This is a genomic window from Gilliamella sp. Lep-s35 (assembly GCF_009795845.1).
Classification (GTDB): domain Bacteria; phylum Pseudomonadota; class Gammaproteobacteria; order Enterobacterales; family Orbaceae; genus Gilliamella.
In genome coordinates this window covers 132,416-147,030 of record NZ_WTEX01000003.1, presented here as the reverse complement: position 1 = coordinate 147,030, position 14,615 = coordinate 132,416, and the positions used below count along the sequence as shown (strand labels likewise).

15 protein-coding genes and 1 riboswitch are annotated in these 14,615 nt (G+C 36.1%); of the genes, 12 read left to right on the top strand and 3 right to left on the bottom strand.

All coding sequences use genetic code 11. The features are described from left to right. Positions 1-149 precede the first annotated feature (149 nt). The 12 genes from gutQ to GQ590_RS02395 all read left to right on the top strand — a co-directional run bounded on the left by gutQ (position 150) and on the right by GQ590_RS02395 (position 10,287). Positions 150-1,112: an arabinose-5-phosphate isomerase GutQ gene (gutQ, locus tag GQ590_RS02450; protein ID WP_160406081.1), complete on the top strand. Its 963-nt coding sequence runs from the start codon at positions 150-152 to the stop codon at positions 1,110-1,112. Between the two features lie 186 nt (positions 1,113-1,298). Further along, positions 1,299-1,820 (top strand): shikimate kinase AroK, encoded by a 522-nt coding sequence (gene aroK, locus GQ590_RS02445; protein ID WP_160406082.1) that lies wholly within the window; start codon positions 1,299-1,301, stop codon positions 1,818-1,820. A 67-nt stretch (positions 1,821-1,887) separates the two neighbouring features. Next, a complete protein-coding gene (locus GQ590_RS02440; protein ID WP_160406083.1) occupies positions 1,888-2,703 on the top strand; it encodes an SPOR domain-containing protein in 816 nt (271 codons plus the stop codon). 48 nt (positions 2,704-2,751) lie between these two features. Then, complete coding sequence (locus GQ590_RS02435) at positions 2,752-3,573, top strand: Dam family site-specific DNA-(adenine-N6)-methyltransferase (RefSeq protein WP_160406084.1); 822 nt, start codon at positions 2,752-2,754, stop codon at positions 3,571-3,573. A 38-nt stretch (positions 3,574-3,611) separates the two neighbouring features. Continuing rightward, entirely contained in the window at positions 3,612-4,289 is a 678-nt protein-coding gene (rpe, locus tag GQ590_RS02430; protein ID WP_160406085.1) for a ribulose-phosphate 3-epimerase, read from the top strand. After that, on the top strand, positions 4,282-4,977 hold the full coding sequence (locus tag GQ590_RS02425; protein WP_160406086.1) for a phosphoglycolate phosphatase: 696 nt from the start codon (positions 4,282-4,284) through the stop codon (positions 4,975-4,977). The genes rpe and GQ590_RS02425 overlap by 8 nt, the downstream gene beginning before the upstream one ends. Before the next feature lie 23 nt (positions 4,978-5,000). Continuing rightward, a complete protein-coding gene (gene trpS / locus GQ590_RS02420; protein WP_160406087.1) occupies positions 5,001-5,996 on the top strand; it encodes a tryptophan--tRNA ligase in 996 nt (331 codons plus the stop codon). A gap of 107 nt (positions 5,997-6,103) precedes the next feature. Further along, a complete protein-coding gene (gene trkA, locus GQ590_RS02415; protein ID WP_160406088.1) occupies positions 6,104-7,465 on the top strand; it encodes a Trk system potassium transporter TrkA in 1,362 nt (453 codons plus the stop codon). A gap of 37 nt (positions 7,466-7,502) precedes the next feature. After that, positions 7,503-7,604: riboswitch (TPP riboswitch) on the top strand. A 69-nt stretch (positions 7,605-7,673) separates the two neighbouring features. Then, positions 7,674-8,462, top strand: a complete 789-nt coding sequence (gene thiM, locus GQ590_RS02410; RefSeq protein ID WP_160406089.1) for a hydroxyethylthiazole kinase — start codon at positions 7,674-7,676, stop codon at positions 8,460-8,462. An 8-nt stretch (positions 8,463-8,470) separates the two neighbouring features. After that, positions 8,471-9,112 (top strand): thiamine phosphate synthase, encoded by a 642-nt coding sequence (gene thiE / locus GQ590_RS02405; RefSeq protein WP_160406090.1) that lies wholly within the window; start codon positions 8,471-8,473, stop codon positions 9,110-9,112. Positions 9,113-9,123: 11 nt separating this feature from the next. After that, complete coding sequence (gene thiD / locus GQ590_RS02400; RefSeq protein ID WP_160406091.1) at positions 9,124-9,918, top strand: bifunctional hydroxymethylpyrimidine kinase/phosphomethylpyrimidine kinase; 795 nt, start codon at positions 9,124-9,126, stop codon at positions 9,916-9,918. Positions 9,919-9,993: 75 nt separating this feature from the next. Then, positions 9,994-10,287: a hypothetical protein gene (locus GQ590_RS02395; protein ID WP_160406092.1), complete on the top strand. Its 294-nt coding sequence runs from the start codon at positions 9,994-9,996 to the stop codon at positions 10,285-10,287. Between the two features lie 69 nt (positions 10,288-10,356). Here the strand turns inward: GQ590_RS02395 and recB are convergent, their stop codons facing one another. Genes recB through GQ590_RS02380 form a run of 3 tightly spaced genes read right to left on the bottom strand, consistent with a single transcriptional unit; the run spans position 10,357 to position 14,571 of the window. Further along, on the bottom strand, positions 10,357-13,827 hold the full coding sequence (gene recB, locus GQ590_RS02390; protein ID WP_160406093.1) for an exodeoxyribonuclease V subunit beta: 3,471 nt from the start codon (positions 13,825-13,827) through the stop codon (positions 10,357-10,359). Then, the gene (gene sixA, locus GQ590_RS02385) at positions 13,806-14,264 is read right to left on the bottom strand and encodes a phosphohistidine phosphatase SixA (protein WP_160406094.1); all 459 of its coding nucleotides are present in this window, start codon (positions 14,262-14,264) and stop codon (positions 13,806-13,808) included. The genes recB and sixA overlap by 22 nt, the downstream gene beginning before the upstream one ends. A gap of 10 nt (positions 14,265-14,274) precedes the next feature. Further along, complete coding sequence (locus GQ590_RS02380; protein WP_160406095.1) at positions 14,275-14,571, bottom strand: YfcZ/YiiS family protein; 297 nt, start codon at positions 14,569-14,571, stop codon at positions 14,275-14,277. Positions 14,572-14,615 lie beyond the last annotated feature (44 nt).

Genomic DNA, 14,615 nt, shown 5'->3' with positions numbered 1-14,615 from the left:
AGTTAACAAGTAGATATTGATATGATACTTTTTTGAATATTCAACCGTTAATTGTTAAACTAATACCAATTTAGCTTTTATAATCGTTATACCGCTATTCACCGATTATATTTGCCGTTTATTTATTTTTATTCGATAGGTTAATTAAAATGGATAAAATATTACAATATGGTCGAGAGCTTCTAGAATTAGAGTTACAAGAAGCAAAAAAATTGCCTAATCGGCTTGGCAAAGATTTTATTAATGCTTGCCAACTAATTTTAAGTACCAAAGGTAAAGTTGTTGTTTCAGGTATTGGAAAATCTGGACACATAGGAAAAAAAATTGCCGCTTCGTTAGCAAGTACAGGTAGCCCAGCTTTTTTTATGCACCCATCGGAAGCCTTACATGGTGATTTAGGAATGGTCACCCAAAACGACGTAGTCATTTTAATTTCTTATTCTGGTCGAGCTAAAGAATTTAATTATATTTTACCTATTCTTGCTGAAATGAATGTACCTGTTATTGCAATTACCGGAGGGCTAGATTCTCCTCTAGCTAAATCAGCTCAAGCAATTCTTGATATTTCAATTGAAAAAGAAGCCTGCCCAATGGGACTTGCACCGACATCAAGTTCAACCAACACATTATTAATGGGCGATGCGCTAGCAATTGCTGTAATGCGCGCACGAGGGTTTAAGGAAGAAGATTTTGCACGATCTCACCCTGCTGGTAGCTTAGGAGCTAAATTACTCAACCATGTACGGGATATAATGCGAACTGGGGATCGAATACCTAAAGTGCCACAAACAGCAACAGTTCTTGATACAATGTTAGAATTAAGCCGTACAGGTGTAGGCTTAGTTGCAATCTGTCAAGATAATAATAAAATAGTTGGTGTATTTACCGATGGTGATTTACGTCGATTATTATTAAAACAGGGAACACTGCAAGATAATATTATGGACGTTATGACCTGCCCTGGACATCGTATTCCTGAAAATTGGAAAGCGGTTGAAGCATTAAAATCATTTAATGATCATAACATTACCGCCGCACCAATTGTTAATAGCAAAGATGAATTAGTGGGCGTTTTAAACATCCATGATTTGCATCAAGCTGGTATTAGCTAAAACTATTGGTAAATACCTATTGCCAAAAGGTACTATCTATTGAGATAATTACCAACCTAAATTTTTGTCGTTAGACGGAGATCCAAGAAAAGTTACACAGTGATAACTAAAATAATTTTATAAATTATAATGAGTTATCAGTGTGTTGTATATTTTTAACCCAAATTAATAGATGATGAAACTACAATGGCAGAAAAGCGAAATATCTTTCTAATTGGCCCAATGGGGGCGGGAAAAAGCACAATAGGCCGACAAATTGCACAACAGTTAGGCATGGATTTTTTTGACTCAGATCAAGAGATTGAAAAACGTACTGGTGCAGATATCGCATGGATTTTTGACCTAGAAGGGGAAGAAGGGTTCCGTGCCAGAGAAGAAAAAGTCATTAACGAATTGACTGAAAAACAAGGTGTTGTTCTTGCAACAGGCGGGGGGTCGGTCTTATCTAAAGAGACACGCAATCGATTATCCGCTCGGGGAATCGTTGTCTACCTTGAAACAACTATCGAAAAACAAATGGCAAGAACGCAAAAAGATAAACGTCGCCCATTGTTACAAGGTAGTAGCACGCCGCGTGAACTTTACGAAGATCTTGCCAGTGAACGTGAACCTCTTTATGAAGAAATTGCTGATATTACCATTAAAACCGATGAACAAAGTGCCAAAGGTGTTGCAAGTTATATTATTGATAAAATAGAACAAATTTAAGTAGCTTATTTTAAAAATAATAACTAATCATGAAGCAATAAATCTTTTGATAGGTTAAGGAGTAAGTATGCGTGTAGATAAAGATGACCGTTATATATCAGAACAACCTAATAAGGACTCTACGCCCCCATTAAAATTGCTCGGTTTTCTTCAAGATTTTCCAAAGAGAAAGTTAATTATTTTGGGGTTAGCAATTATTATTTTTTTATTACTTTGTTTGATTATCTTTTATTCTTCTCACAAAAAAACAGAAACACCATTAACGCCTCCAGAAGTTAATGGAGTAACGTCAACAGAAGAAACCAATGATACAATTGCTGATGAACAAAACATTAGTGAGGTTAATGGAAATCAAATTAGAGGTACTGATTCAATAATAGAAACATTATCAGACAATGCTTTGAATCAATCTAATACGCAACTTGAATCTTTTGGTAATACAGATGATAGCTTAGATTCACCAACTAATAACCAAAATAAAGGTTATAAAGCAAATCATCATACAGCTACAACATCCAATGGTAGGGCCATCGCTAGTAAGACAGATACGAAAAAAAATAACCATAATTTGGTTAATAGCAAAAATGAAAATGTTGGTTTAGAAAAAAATATTAAGATAAAAAATGATCGCTATGTTATTCAGCTTAGTGCATCTAAATCATTGGAAGGATTAAAAAAATTTATCAAACAAAACAATATAACCGATTACCATATTTATCAGTCTAAACATCAATCTGGTTCGTGGTTTGTTTTAATAAAAGGTAATTATTCATCAATAGATGAAGCGAACGAAGCGCTTAAGTCCTTACCAAGCGCACTGCAAAAAGACAAACCATGGGTTAAATCTGGCGCAACGATTAACAAAGAAAAAGTAAGTAAATAACAAAGAATATCGTTTATTTATCCGATCAACGACAAATAGGAGTTTCCGTTGAAGAAGCAACGAGCCTTTTTAAAATGGGCTGGAGGAAAATATGAGCTTGTGGACACAATTAAACGGTATCTACCAGAAGGTGAACAACTGATTGAACCTTTTGTCGGGGCTGGCTCCGTGTTTTTAAATACTAACTACAACAGTTATATTTTAGCAGATATCAATCATGATTTAATTTCATTATTTAAATTGTTACAATCAAGACCTGATCAATTTATTGGTGACCTGCGATTGCTATTTGACACTCAAAATAATAATCCCGATGCGTTTTATCAACTGCGCGATTTATTTAATGGTAGTAAAGACCAATATTTGAGATCACTTTTATTCGTCTACTTAAATCGTCATTGCTATAACGGTTTATGTCGTTATAACAACAGCGGGCTATTTAATGTCCCATTTGGGCGTTATAAGACAATTTATTTCCCTGAAAAAGAACTTTACTTTTTTGCAGAAAAAGCGCAAAAGGCTCAGTTTATTTGTGCGCCTTATCATGAGGTGATGAAGCAAGCCAAAAAAAATTCAGTAATTTATTGTGATCCACCCTATATATCGCCGAATGAATCTGCGGGCTTTACAGCTTACTATTCAAATATATTTGGATTTGAAGAACACAAAAAACTATCAAAATTAGCTGAAACCATGGCATATAAAAAAAATATACCTGTACTTGTTTCTAATCATTATACTGATTACACAATGACCCTTTACAGTAAAGCAAGTGAGCTTTATCGGGCAGAAATGCGGCGCTCAATTAGCTGTGCGGGTGAAGGCCGTAAAAAAATCGACGAGATTTTAGCGTTATATAAAAAGTCATAAGCAGGCTTGATTACAGTAAAAGTTATTAGAGGTAGGTTATGAAAAAATACATTATTGCGCCATCAATATTATCAGCCGATTTTGCGCGTCTTGGTGAAGATACTCAAAAAGTGCTTGATGCAGGAGCCGATGTTATCCATTTTGACGTAATGGACAATCACTTTGTTCCCAACCTAACCATGGGTTCAATGTTTTGTAAAGCTTTACGAGACTATGGCGTTAGCGCACCTATTGATGTGCATTTAATGGTATCACCAGTTGAAGATCTAATAACTAGTTTTGCCAATGCTGGGGCAAGCAATATATCAATCCACCCTGAAGCCACTATTCATTTAGATCGTTCATTGCAATCAATAAAAGATCACGGTTGTACAGCTGGCATTGTATTTAATCCCACAACCCCGTTAAGCTATTTAGATTATGTCATAGATAAAATTGATATTATTTTATTAATGGGCGTTAACCCCGGCTTTGGTGGACAATCATTTATTCCATCAACCTTAAAAAAACTACGACAAGTAAAAAAACGTATTATTGAATCAGGACGCGATATCCGATTAGAAATTGATGGCGGCGTAAAAGTAGAAAATATTGCTGAAATCGCTAAAGCTGGTGCAGATATGTTTGTAGCTGGTTCGGCCATATTTAGCCAACTTAATTATAAAACCGTTATTGATGCAATGCGAAAAGAGTTAGCAGGAGTTCAACATGACTAAATTAAATGACATCCAGGCCGTAGCTTTTGATTTAGATGGTACACTTGTCGATAGTGTCCCAGGGCTTGCACTGGCCTCACAAAAAATGCTAGCAGATTTAAACCTACCAACAATCAGCAATGAACAAATCAAAAACTTTGTAGGTAATGGTATTGATATCATGCTAGAAAGAGTATTTAAAGCAATTGCAGTTGATCCATCAACAGAACTCTTTGCCAAAGCTAAAGATCTATTTAATCAGCACTATGATAAAGTCATTGATGCAGAAACTATATTATTTCCCAACGTTAAAGAGACCTTAAAAGCACTTTATGATAATAATTATCCACTCGCATTAGTAACTAATAAACCCGCACAATTTTTACCAGCTTTACTGACTTCTTTAGGTATAAAAGAGTACTTTTCATTAGTGCTTGGTGGTGGAGATGTGATTAAATTAAAACCACACCCAGCACCTTTATATCAAGTTATGGCAACATTTGGATTGTTTAGTGATCAGCTCCTATTTGTTGGTGATTCTAAAAACGATATTACAGCAGCACAAAATGCCAACTGCCCGACAGTGGCATTAAGCTATGGTTATAACTATGGCATCTCGATCGTCACTAGCAATCCTGATTTCTTATTGGATGATTTTAAAGACATATTAACATTATTGCCTCAGCCCAAAGCTGATGCAAAAAAATAATTAGCATAGATTAGGAATAAATTATGAGTAAACCGATTGTATTTAGTGGCGCTCAGCCATCAGGAGAACTAACACTTGGCAACTACTTAGGTGCATTAAAAAATTGGGTGGCTTTGCAAGGTGAATATGATTGCGTTTATTGTATTGTCAATCAACATGCGATCACAGTACGTCAAGATCCCAACAAATTACGCAAAGCCACATTAGATACACTTGCCCTTTATTTAGCTTGTGGAATTGACCCCAAACAGAGCACTATTTTTGTACAATCACACGTCCCTGCACATGCAGAACTTGGTTGGGCATTAAATTGTTACACCTATTTTGGTGAACTCAGCCGTATGACACAATTTAAAGATAAATCATCACGCCATGCCGAAAACATTAACGCAGGTCTATTTGACTATCCAGTACTTATGGCAGCAGACATTTTGCTTTATCAAGCAAACTTAGTACCTGTGGGCGATGATCAAAAGCAACATCTTGAATTATCGCGTGATATTGCTATGCGCTTTAATGCACTTTATGGGGATGTTTTCACCGTTCCAGAACCGTTTATTGCTAAAGTTGGTGCACGCGTTATGTCATTACAAGAACCAACCAAAAAAATGTCAAAATCAGACGAAAATCGCAATAACGTAATAGGGTTACTTGAGAACCCAAAAGATATTGAAAAGAAAATAAAACGCGCAATGACTGATTCTGATGAACCACCAATCGTTCGTTACGACATAAAAAATAAAGCTGGTGTATCAAACCTGCTTGATATTTTAACGGGTATCACAGGAAAGTCTATTGCTGAGCTTGAAAAAGAATTTGAAGGCAAAATGTATGGTCACTTAAAAACCGAAGTGGCAACCCAAGTTATTGACATGTTAACCATCTTGCAAGCTAAATATCATGAATATCGTAATGATGAAAGCTATCTATTTTCAATCATGCAAGAAGGTGCCGAAAAGGCACGCTCAAAAGCCGAACCAACATTGAAAAAGGTCTATGACGCAATTGGGTTTGTTTAATTACTAAAACAATACTCTATTGTTACAAAAATAAAATAGTATGTAATGGCTTTAATAAAGTAGATAAACAAGCAACCATTAAAGCCATTTAACGATACAGGGTAGTTATGAAGATTATTATTCTTGGTGCCGGACAAACAGGTAGTGCACTTGCTGAATATCTCGTTACCGAAAAACAAAATGATGTTACAGTGGTTGATGAAGATCACGACAAATTACAATCTTTGCAAGAACGCTTTGATTTACAAATAATTTGTGGCAAACCATCTTATCCGCAAGTCTTAAAAGACGCTGGTGCCGAATCGGCAGACATGCTTGTTGCCGTTACTAACTCTGACGAAATCAACATGATAGCTTGCCAAATTGGACATGTGATGTTTCACATTCCCCAAAAAGTCGCGCGTATCAGAGAGCCCGAATACAATAACGAAGATTACCCCTCCTTCAACAAAGATTGCATTAACATTGATCATATTATTGCTCCAGAAAACCTTATCACCAACCATATTAGCCAGTTAGTACAATACCCTGGTTCACTGCAATTTGCCTCTTTTTGTGATAATCGTGTCTGCTTAGTAGCTGTAACTGCCTATTATGGCGGTGCTTTAGTGGGTAATGAACTATCCGAACTCAAAGAACATTTACCGCATGTTGAAGCTCGTGTTGTTGCCATTTATCGTAAAAATCGCTTTATTCGCCCACTCGCCTCAACCTTAATAGAAGCGGGTGATATGGTCTACTTCATCACACCGCCAGTCAATATTAAAGCCGTTACTAGCGAATTACAACGATTAGAAAAACCCTATAAACGAATTATTATCAGCGGTGGCGGAGGTGTAGCTGTTGCTTTAGCAAAACGTTTAGAAAATGACTATCAAGTCAAACTAATTGAACGAAATGCAGAGCGTGCAGAATTAATTGCCGAGCAACTTGTTAACACCACTATATTGCATGGAGAATCATCTGACCAAGAATTACTATCACAAGAGCAAATTGAGCTTACCGATCTATTTATTGCGGTAACTAGCGATGATGAATCCAATATTATGTCATCCATGCTTGCCAAAAGAATGGGTACTAAAAAAGTTATTGTATTAATTCAACGCCAAGCCTATCTTGAACTCATTAATGACAGTGTGATTGACATTGCCATTTCCCCACAACATGCCACCATTTCAGAACTATTAAGTCATGTAAGGCAAACTGGCGTAGTTAAAGTTGTCTCGTTAAGGCAGGGCGAATCTGAAATTATCGAAGTCGTTGCTAATGGTGATAATGACACCTCAAAACTTGTTGGCAAAAATATTAATAGCCTAAAACTCCCTTCAGGGGCAACTATTGGCGCTGTAGTTCGTGGTGAAGATATCATTATTGTCAATACCGATCTTACCATTGAAGACAATGATCATCTTATTATCTTCCTACCTGATAGAAAGGCAATTACTGATATAGAAAAATTATTACAATAGCTTGTTAAAAACAAATAGTCAGTTCATAATAACCAATAATTTTGACTCGGGGTGTTTTTTGTTCTAACAAAAAACTGAGATCTTACCCGTTGTACCTGATCTGGATAATACCAGCGTAGGGAAGTCTCAGCCATAAAAACCCTAGCTTAAATTTGGCACATTCTTCCCTGCATTTACCGATTAATAAATAAAAAAGGAAGGAAAGAATATGCCAATAGCCCAACCATTCCAAACTGCGCAAGCAATTACATTTATCAACCATATAAAACAACAGTGCCCACTAGTACATTGTATCACCAACGACGTAGTCCAAAACTTTACGGCTAATGTGCTCCTTGCTATTGGCGCATCGCCAGCGATGATTATTGCCGAACAAGAAGTTGAATCATTTGTGATCATTGCCGATAGCTTACTAATTAATATTGGCACCATCCACAACAGCACAGCTAACAGCATGCTACTTGCAGCCAAAAAAGCCCAACAAACACAAACCCCATGGGTACTTGACCCTGTCGCAGTTGGACCAGCGCTTAGTTATCGAACCGATATTGCTCATCAATTGTTATCATTTAATCCAACAGTAATACGCGGTAATGCTTCAGAAATACTCGCGTTAAATGGACAAAACGCCTCATCCAAAGGACCAGATAGTCAAGACTCAACCCAATCGGCTTTAAATACTGCCAAAGCACTTGCTCAACAATACCAAACTATTGTTGCTATGACTGGTGATGTCGATTACATCACCGATGGCAACACCACCTATAGCATAACAGGTGGTGATGTAGCGTTAACAAAAGTGACAGGAACGGGATGTTCATTATCTGCCATGGTAGCGGCTTTTATTGCAAACTCACCCGATCCATTACAAGCCACTGCATCAGCATGTTTAATGATGAAAAAGGCAGGCGAGCTTGCCAATAAACAGCAAGGACTAGGCACCTTTGCTGTTTCAATATTAGATCAGCTCTCTACATTTAACTCAACGCACGAATAAGGAAACAAATGAAAAAACAACTCGATCTTACTCTTTATTTAGTTCTTGATCCCTTATTATGCGAAGGAATTAATGGCATGGTAAACACCACCAAAATTGCCATTGCCAATGGTGTAACTGCAATTCAATTAAGATCAGAACAAACATTTTCAGGTAAAGATTGGTATTACGCCGCATTAGCATTAAAAGAAACACTGAAAGGCACGCCTGTACCACTATTTATAAACGATCATGTTGATATCGCACTTGCTGTTGATGCTGATGGTGTACACATAGGGCAAAGCGATCTTCCTGTCGATGTTACACGACAACTTATTGGCAATAAAAAATGGTTAGGATTTTCAATCTCAAACTACCAGCAACTTAATGCTGTGCCTTGGCAAAAAGTCGATTATTTAGGAATTGGTCCAATCTATCCAACTGCAACCAAAAAAGATGCCGCCAAAGCGCTTGGTACTAAGCAATTAACCGAATTAGTAAAATTAAAACTGTGCCCAGCTGTTGCTATTGGAGGTATTGATGAAAACAATATCACTGACGTCATTCACACAGGTATTGAAGGAGTTGCCGTCGTTTCGGCAATTTGTGGTAAAAAAGATATTCAACAAGCAACATTATCACTTATTAACAAAATCAAACAAGCTAAATAGGAAAGATTATCATGACAACAATTGCACTCACCATTGCAGGATCAGACCCTAGCGGTGGTGCAGGTATTCAAGCCGATTTAAAAACCTTTTCGGCACTTGGTACTTATGGCATGTCAGTTATCACCGCGCTAACGGCACAAAGCACACAAGGCGTTGATGCGGCACTTGCAATATCGCCCGAATTTATTGAAGCCCAATTTAACACGCTTTATCAAGATATCAAAATTGATAGCGTAAAAATAGGCATGCTGATGAATAAAGAGATAGTCACAACCGTTCACCATCTTCTTAAAACAAACCCAATTCCAGCTATCGTATTAGATACCGTAATGGTTGCCAAAGGTGGGCACCCTCTTTTAAAATCCGATGCTGTAACGGCCATTCGTGAGCTTTTATTACCCCTAGCCACCATTATCACTCCCAATCTACCAGAAGCTGCTGCATTACTTGATTGTGATGAAGCAAAAACCGAAGATGAAATGCAAAACCAAGGACAAAAATTACTCAAGCTAGGTTGCAAAGCAGTATTAATGAAAGGTGGACACTTACCAAGCAAAGAAAGCCCTGATTATTTGATCACACACAATAATATAATAAGAATGACCTTTCCACGCATCCAAACTAAAAATACTCACGGAACGGGGTGCACATTATCAGCAGCTATTGCAGCATTATTACCTAAAAATAATTTAGAAGAAGCAATCGCCCAAGCAAAAAATTATCTACAAGGCGCAATTAGCCATGCCGATGATTTAAATATAGGGAAAGGAATTGGAGCAACGCATCACTTTTACCAATGGTGGTAAAAATACAATATTATAATTTGTCGCCCTGTAGAGAATCCAGTTTTTGCTACAGATTAATTTTACCAAGGAATAGAAATGAAGCATTTTATCTCATATTGTTATTTAATTTCATCTATTTACCTTTGCAGTTGCGACTCAGCAGAAAATCCTTTTAATTGTTTAAATGAAGAACCTTCTATAGCGCTATACGCGCGCTATATAAAAAAACAAGTGTTTAAATCAGAAGCTAATGGCGAATTAGAAAGTGTTGCAAGTTATCAATACACAAAATCAGGAAATATATTATCAAGTCATGTCAAATACACTAACTCAAATGCGCTTGAAACCAATTTTGAATTCGATTATAAAAAAATCCAATCATTACAATAAATTACATCAAATCAATATCACTGAAGGAAACTTTATTTTAGATAATAATGATTTTTAAAAATTTATCACTCATTTGGCGCTTTCCCCTTCAAATAACTTATCAAGATCTTCGATAAACGCTTGTTCAGGTAGATGGTAAAAAATACCGTGCTCGGGCATTCCTCGTAAAAAGAGATAGTATACCCCTCCAAAATGCGTTTGGTATTGGTAATTAGGTAAGCGTCCTTTTAAGAAACGATGCAATGCTAAACAGTAAAGTTGGTATTGTAGGTCATAACGGTGCTCACACATTACTTTTTCAAGTGCTTGTTGGTTATAAGCATCAACACATTCACCTAACCAATTTGATTTGTAATCAACCACATAATATTTACCCTCAAATTCAAAAACCAAATCAATAAACCCTTTTAACATGCCTTGCACGGACTCAAAATCTAACTCAGGGCATAATTTTGATAAGCGATCATATTGTTTACATAAGCTATCTAATTGTTGGCTAGTAACAGTACTTCGTATTGGGAGATAAAATTGCAATTCGTTAATGCACTGCCCTTTTAATACTTGTGATAATATTAGATTCGGTTCTTGTAATTGTGTTAAAAGTATTTGTTGTATCCATTTTGTTATTACCTTATTCCATATCGAATCTAAATTAAGCTTTTTTATCATTTTTTCAGATAGTTCATCAAGGTTATCTGAGCTGATATTTTCCATCATGCTATGCATTAATGTGCCAACATATGCACCTTTAGGAAAGTGATGAATATCGTATGGTAAATCGTCTGGTTGCACAGTATCAGATGCGAGTGCAGACTCATCCCAATCATTAATAATATCCGAATTATAATCTAATATACTATGATTATGTTTTTGTAATTCAGTATAGCTTGTCACTCGCCAACTGTTTGAGATATTACACGAAAATACGTTAGCCGATAATGATTGATTTGGTAGAATTGGAGGGTTATATTGTTTGCTTTCTATTGGCAATTGGATATCAATTAAATGAGCCATATTGGCAATTGTTCTTAATTCCCCTTTTAGTAAATAGTTTATAGCAGATCGGCTTTTTTTCAAAGGAGCAAGCCCTATACTGCAATGATAAACTGAACGAGTCATTGCAACATATAATAGTCGTAAATCTTCAGCAAGGCGTTCATCTTCTATTTGTTGCTTAATTTCGTCAGTCAATACCCATGCATAAGTTGGTTGATAGTCATTGTTCTTATCGTGGTAAAATTGGTTATCAGACTCACGATACATCGAAATAAAGGGTAACCAAACAACAGGAAATTCTAACCCCTTAGATTTGTGAATAGTTATGATTTTGACAAGATTTTCATCACTTTCAAGGCGTTGCTGATGATTTTCTAAATTAGGATCTGGACTAACAATTTGTTTTGTCAACCAACGAATTAAAGCATGCGGGCTGTCTAATTCATCAGATGCATCTTGAAGTAGTTCACCCAAATGCATTAAGTTAGTTAATATTCGCTCACCATCTTGGCGAGCTAAGATGTTTTCAGCTAGATGCCGTTTTTTCATCATTCGGCGTAACATAACCAATACACCATAATATTGCCAAATTGCTTGATATTGTTTGAATTCTTCCACCAAACTTTCCCATTTATCTTGATCATCAGTGATTTGTTCAAGGTCTGTCATGGTTTGACCTAATAGCGAGGTCATTAATGCTAATCTTAGTGTTGTTTCGTTTTCTGGCATTAAAACAGCTTGCAATAGGTTCAATACATCTTTTGCCTCAATAGAAGAAAAGACACTACTATTATTTGATAAATAAACACTTTTAACACCACAATTTGACAATTTTTGTTGGATAATTTCAGCTTCCCGACCTGTGCGCACTAAGATTGCAATATCAGCAGTAGTTACTGAGCGTTGTTCGCTTTCGTTATCAATGAATAGTGAAGAATTAGATAACAAAGTCACAATTTGGCTAGCACAACAACTTCCTATATGTTCTTGGTAATCTGCATTCGTGGTAATATCATCAGGCAATAAATAAGCCGTTAATGCAGCAATTTTTTGGTTATTAACTTGTAGGAATTTTTGCTGGTTTCGCTGTGCCACATCCATAGGCAAAAAAGGAATATCATTAAATATAAATGGATTATCACAATTAGAAAATAATTGGTTAACCGCTTTAACCATCGAAGCTGATGAACGATGGTTTACATCCATGGTAAAAGAATTTTCCCCTGTCGATTGTTTAGCTTTTAAGTAAGTGAATATATCAGCACCTCGAAAGCTGTATATTGCTTGTTTTGGATCACCAATAAATAGTAGACCTTGATCTAGCTTTTGCTTGTCATAAATACGGTCAAAAATTTGATATTGAGTAGGATCGGTATCTTGGAATTCGTCAATTAAAGCAACACAATATTTTGAGGCTATACTTTGTGCCAATCGATCACCTGTTTTTGCTTTTAGTGCGCGATTTAGTTGCCAAATGAGATCGTCAAAACTCATCTCGCCATTTTTGATTTTTTCGTTATAGACCCCTTTTTGAATTACGCTGACGATATCCATTAAAATTTGACTTCGTAGATCAAAAGGTTGTTTATATAGTTCGTCAATTTGTTCAAAAAACGAATGATATGGAACACTTTTTCCTTCTTTCGTCTTTTCGATTAAAACTGATTGCTTAAATTTTTCAAGTTCATTGGGCAATTCAAACGTTCGAGTTTCACTGTTAGCCCATGTAGAGACTTTATTTACCCAATTAGGTAGATTTCGGCTACTATATGATTGTTTGCTGACACCTGATTGTGTAATGATTTCAACTAATTTTTCAGACAAAGCTAGCCAAGATTGTTTAATATTTTCAATTTTTTCATAACTTTGTTGGTAAAAAAGCTTTATTGTTGTACTTATATCTAAGTTTACCTTGTCAGCATTGTTGAAATCTAACCCTAAATAAGGGCTGATGTCTTTTAGCAATGCCGTTGGATCTTGCCATGTAGCAAGCACTAAATAAGCAAGTGGTTTATCAAGCGGTGTAAAATTGTGACGCCAAAAATCTTGGGTTACTCTTAATTTTAATTCATATTCATCAGAGATTAGCTTTTGCTCAAATAAAACACCCGATTCAAATGCATGGCTAGTTAGTATTCGTTGGCAAAAACTATGTATAGTATAAATTGCTGCATCATCCATTGACTGTTGAGCAACAGTAAGTTGTTGCACAGCCCACTTGCGATCAACAATTAATTCAATGAGTTGTTGATAAATAGGATCTTTATGATGTCCTTGTAATAGCCCTATTCGCAGTTCTTGAATATTTTGCCTTATCCGCGATCGAAGTTCTTGAGTTGCCGCTTTGGTAAAAGTTACAACCAGAATTTCGTTAACATTTAAAGGCCTTGGATAACTATTTTGACCTATGCCCAATAATAATCTTAAGTAAATAAAGGCAAGAGAATAAGTTTTACCCGTTCCTGCCGATGCTTCAATTAAAGTTCGGCCCGTTAAAGGTAAATCAAAAAGATTAAGTTTTTTTACTCCGCTTGATGAAACCATTCAAGATTTCCTGCAGAGTTTGGTAATAAACTAATACAAGCAATTGCAGCAGTAGAAAACATAGGAGGAGCAACTTGCGGACACAGTTCATTAACTAAATAGCCCACTAATGGCAAATGCGATACAATAATCACATTTTCAATACCATCATTTAACAACATCGTTAGCATATCGGCAATATAAGATGGACTACCGCCAGGCACTAAAAATTGATTAGTTTCAACTTTTGCAACATTAACGTGTGATGATAATTCGGTTAACGTTTGTTGAGCACGTAAATAAGGGCTCACTAAACCAAAATCAAATTGGTAATTTTGTTGTTTAAGCCATAGTCCTGCTTGATTTGACTGTTCAATACCATAATTTGTTAACTTGCGAGCCGAATCCGATGAAGCAGAAAACCCTGCTTCGCCGTGTCTCATAATACAAACTTTCATCAATATTCAATTAGCGTAATTTTAATTGGAAAATCATGCATTCTGCACCGCAACAAAAAGTGAAATTAGCAGTAAGTTTAAAACCATTGTCTGCCTTTTCAATATTGCTTGTAATTTCACATGGTTCAGTTGCAACATCTTTGGCTGCCTGAGTCAATAAGTCTAATTTAGCTTGTGCTTCTGACTCTGTCGCAAAAATATGTTCATACGCTGCACTACAATCTTCATTGTCAATTATTGTGCCAACATCCACACAACAACATGCTGCTGTTTCATTTGCTTTACATTTGTTTAAAGAATCTGTCATGCTTACCTCTAATTAACTGTTAATATTTGTAATAGTATACTCTT

Bases quoted from the DNA above. Each gene is read 5' to 3' on its own strand.
- gutQ (WP_160406081.1), top strand. From the start codon at position 150: ATGGATAAAATATTACAATATGGTCGAGAGCTTCTAGAATTAGAGTTA.
- aroK (WP_160406082.1), top strand. From the start codon at position 1,299: ATGGCAGAAAAGCGAAATATCTTTCTAATTGGCCCAATGGGGGCGGGA.
- GQ590_RS02440 (WP_160406083.1), top strand. From the start codon at position 1,888: ATGCGTGTAGATAAAGATGACCGTTATATATCAGAACAACCTAATAAG.
- rpe (WP_160406085.1), top strand. From the start codon at position 3,612: ATGAAAAAATACATTATTGCGCCATCAATATTATCAGCCGATTTTGCG.
- GQ590_RS02425 (WP_160406086.1), top strand. From the start codon at position 4,282: ATGACTAAATTAAATGACATCCAGGCCGTAGCTTTTGATTTAGATGGT.
- trpS (WP_160406087.1), top strand. From the start codon at position 5,001: ATGAGTAAACCGATTGTATTTAGTGGCGCTCAGCCATCAGGAGAACTA.
- trkA (WP_160406088.1), top strand. From the start codon at position 6,104: ATGAAGATTATTATTCTTGGTGCCGGACAAACAGGTAGTGCACTTGCT.
- thiM (WP_160406089.1), top strand. From the start codon at position 7,674: ATGCCAATAGCCCAACCATTCCAAACTGCGCAAGCAATTACATTTATC.
- thiE (WP_160406090.1), top strand. From the start codon at position 8,471: ATGAAAAAACAACTCGATCTTACTCTTTATTTAGTTCTTGATCCCTTA.
- thiD (WP_160406091.1), top strand. From the start codon at position 9,124: ATGACAACAATTGCACTCACCATTGCAGGATCAGACCCTAGCGGTGGT.
- GQ590_RS02395 (WP_160406092.1), top strand. From the start codon at position 9,994: ATGAAGCATTTTATCTCATATTGTTATTTAATTTCATCTATTTACCTT.
- recB (WP_160406093.1), bottom strand. From the start codon at position 13,827: ATGGTTTCATCAAGCGGAGTAAAAAAACTTAATCTTTTTGATTTACCT.
- sixA (WP_160406094.1), bottom strand. From the start codon at position 14,264: ATGAAAGTTTGTATTATGAGACACGGCGAAGCAGGGTTTTCTGCTTCA.
- GQ590_RS02380 (WP_160406095.1), bottom strand. From the start codon at position 14,571: ATGACAGATTCTTTAAACAAATGTAAAGCAAATGAAACAGCAGCATGT.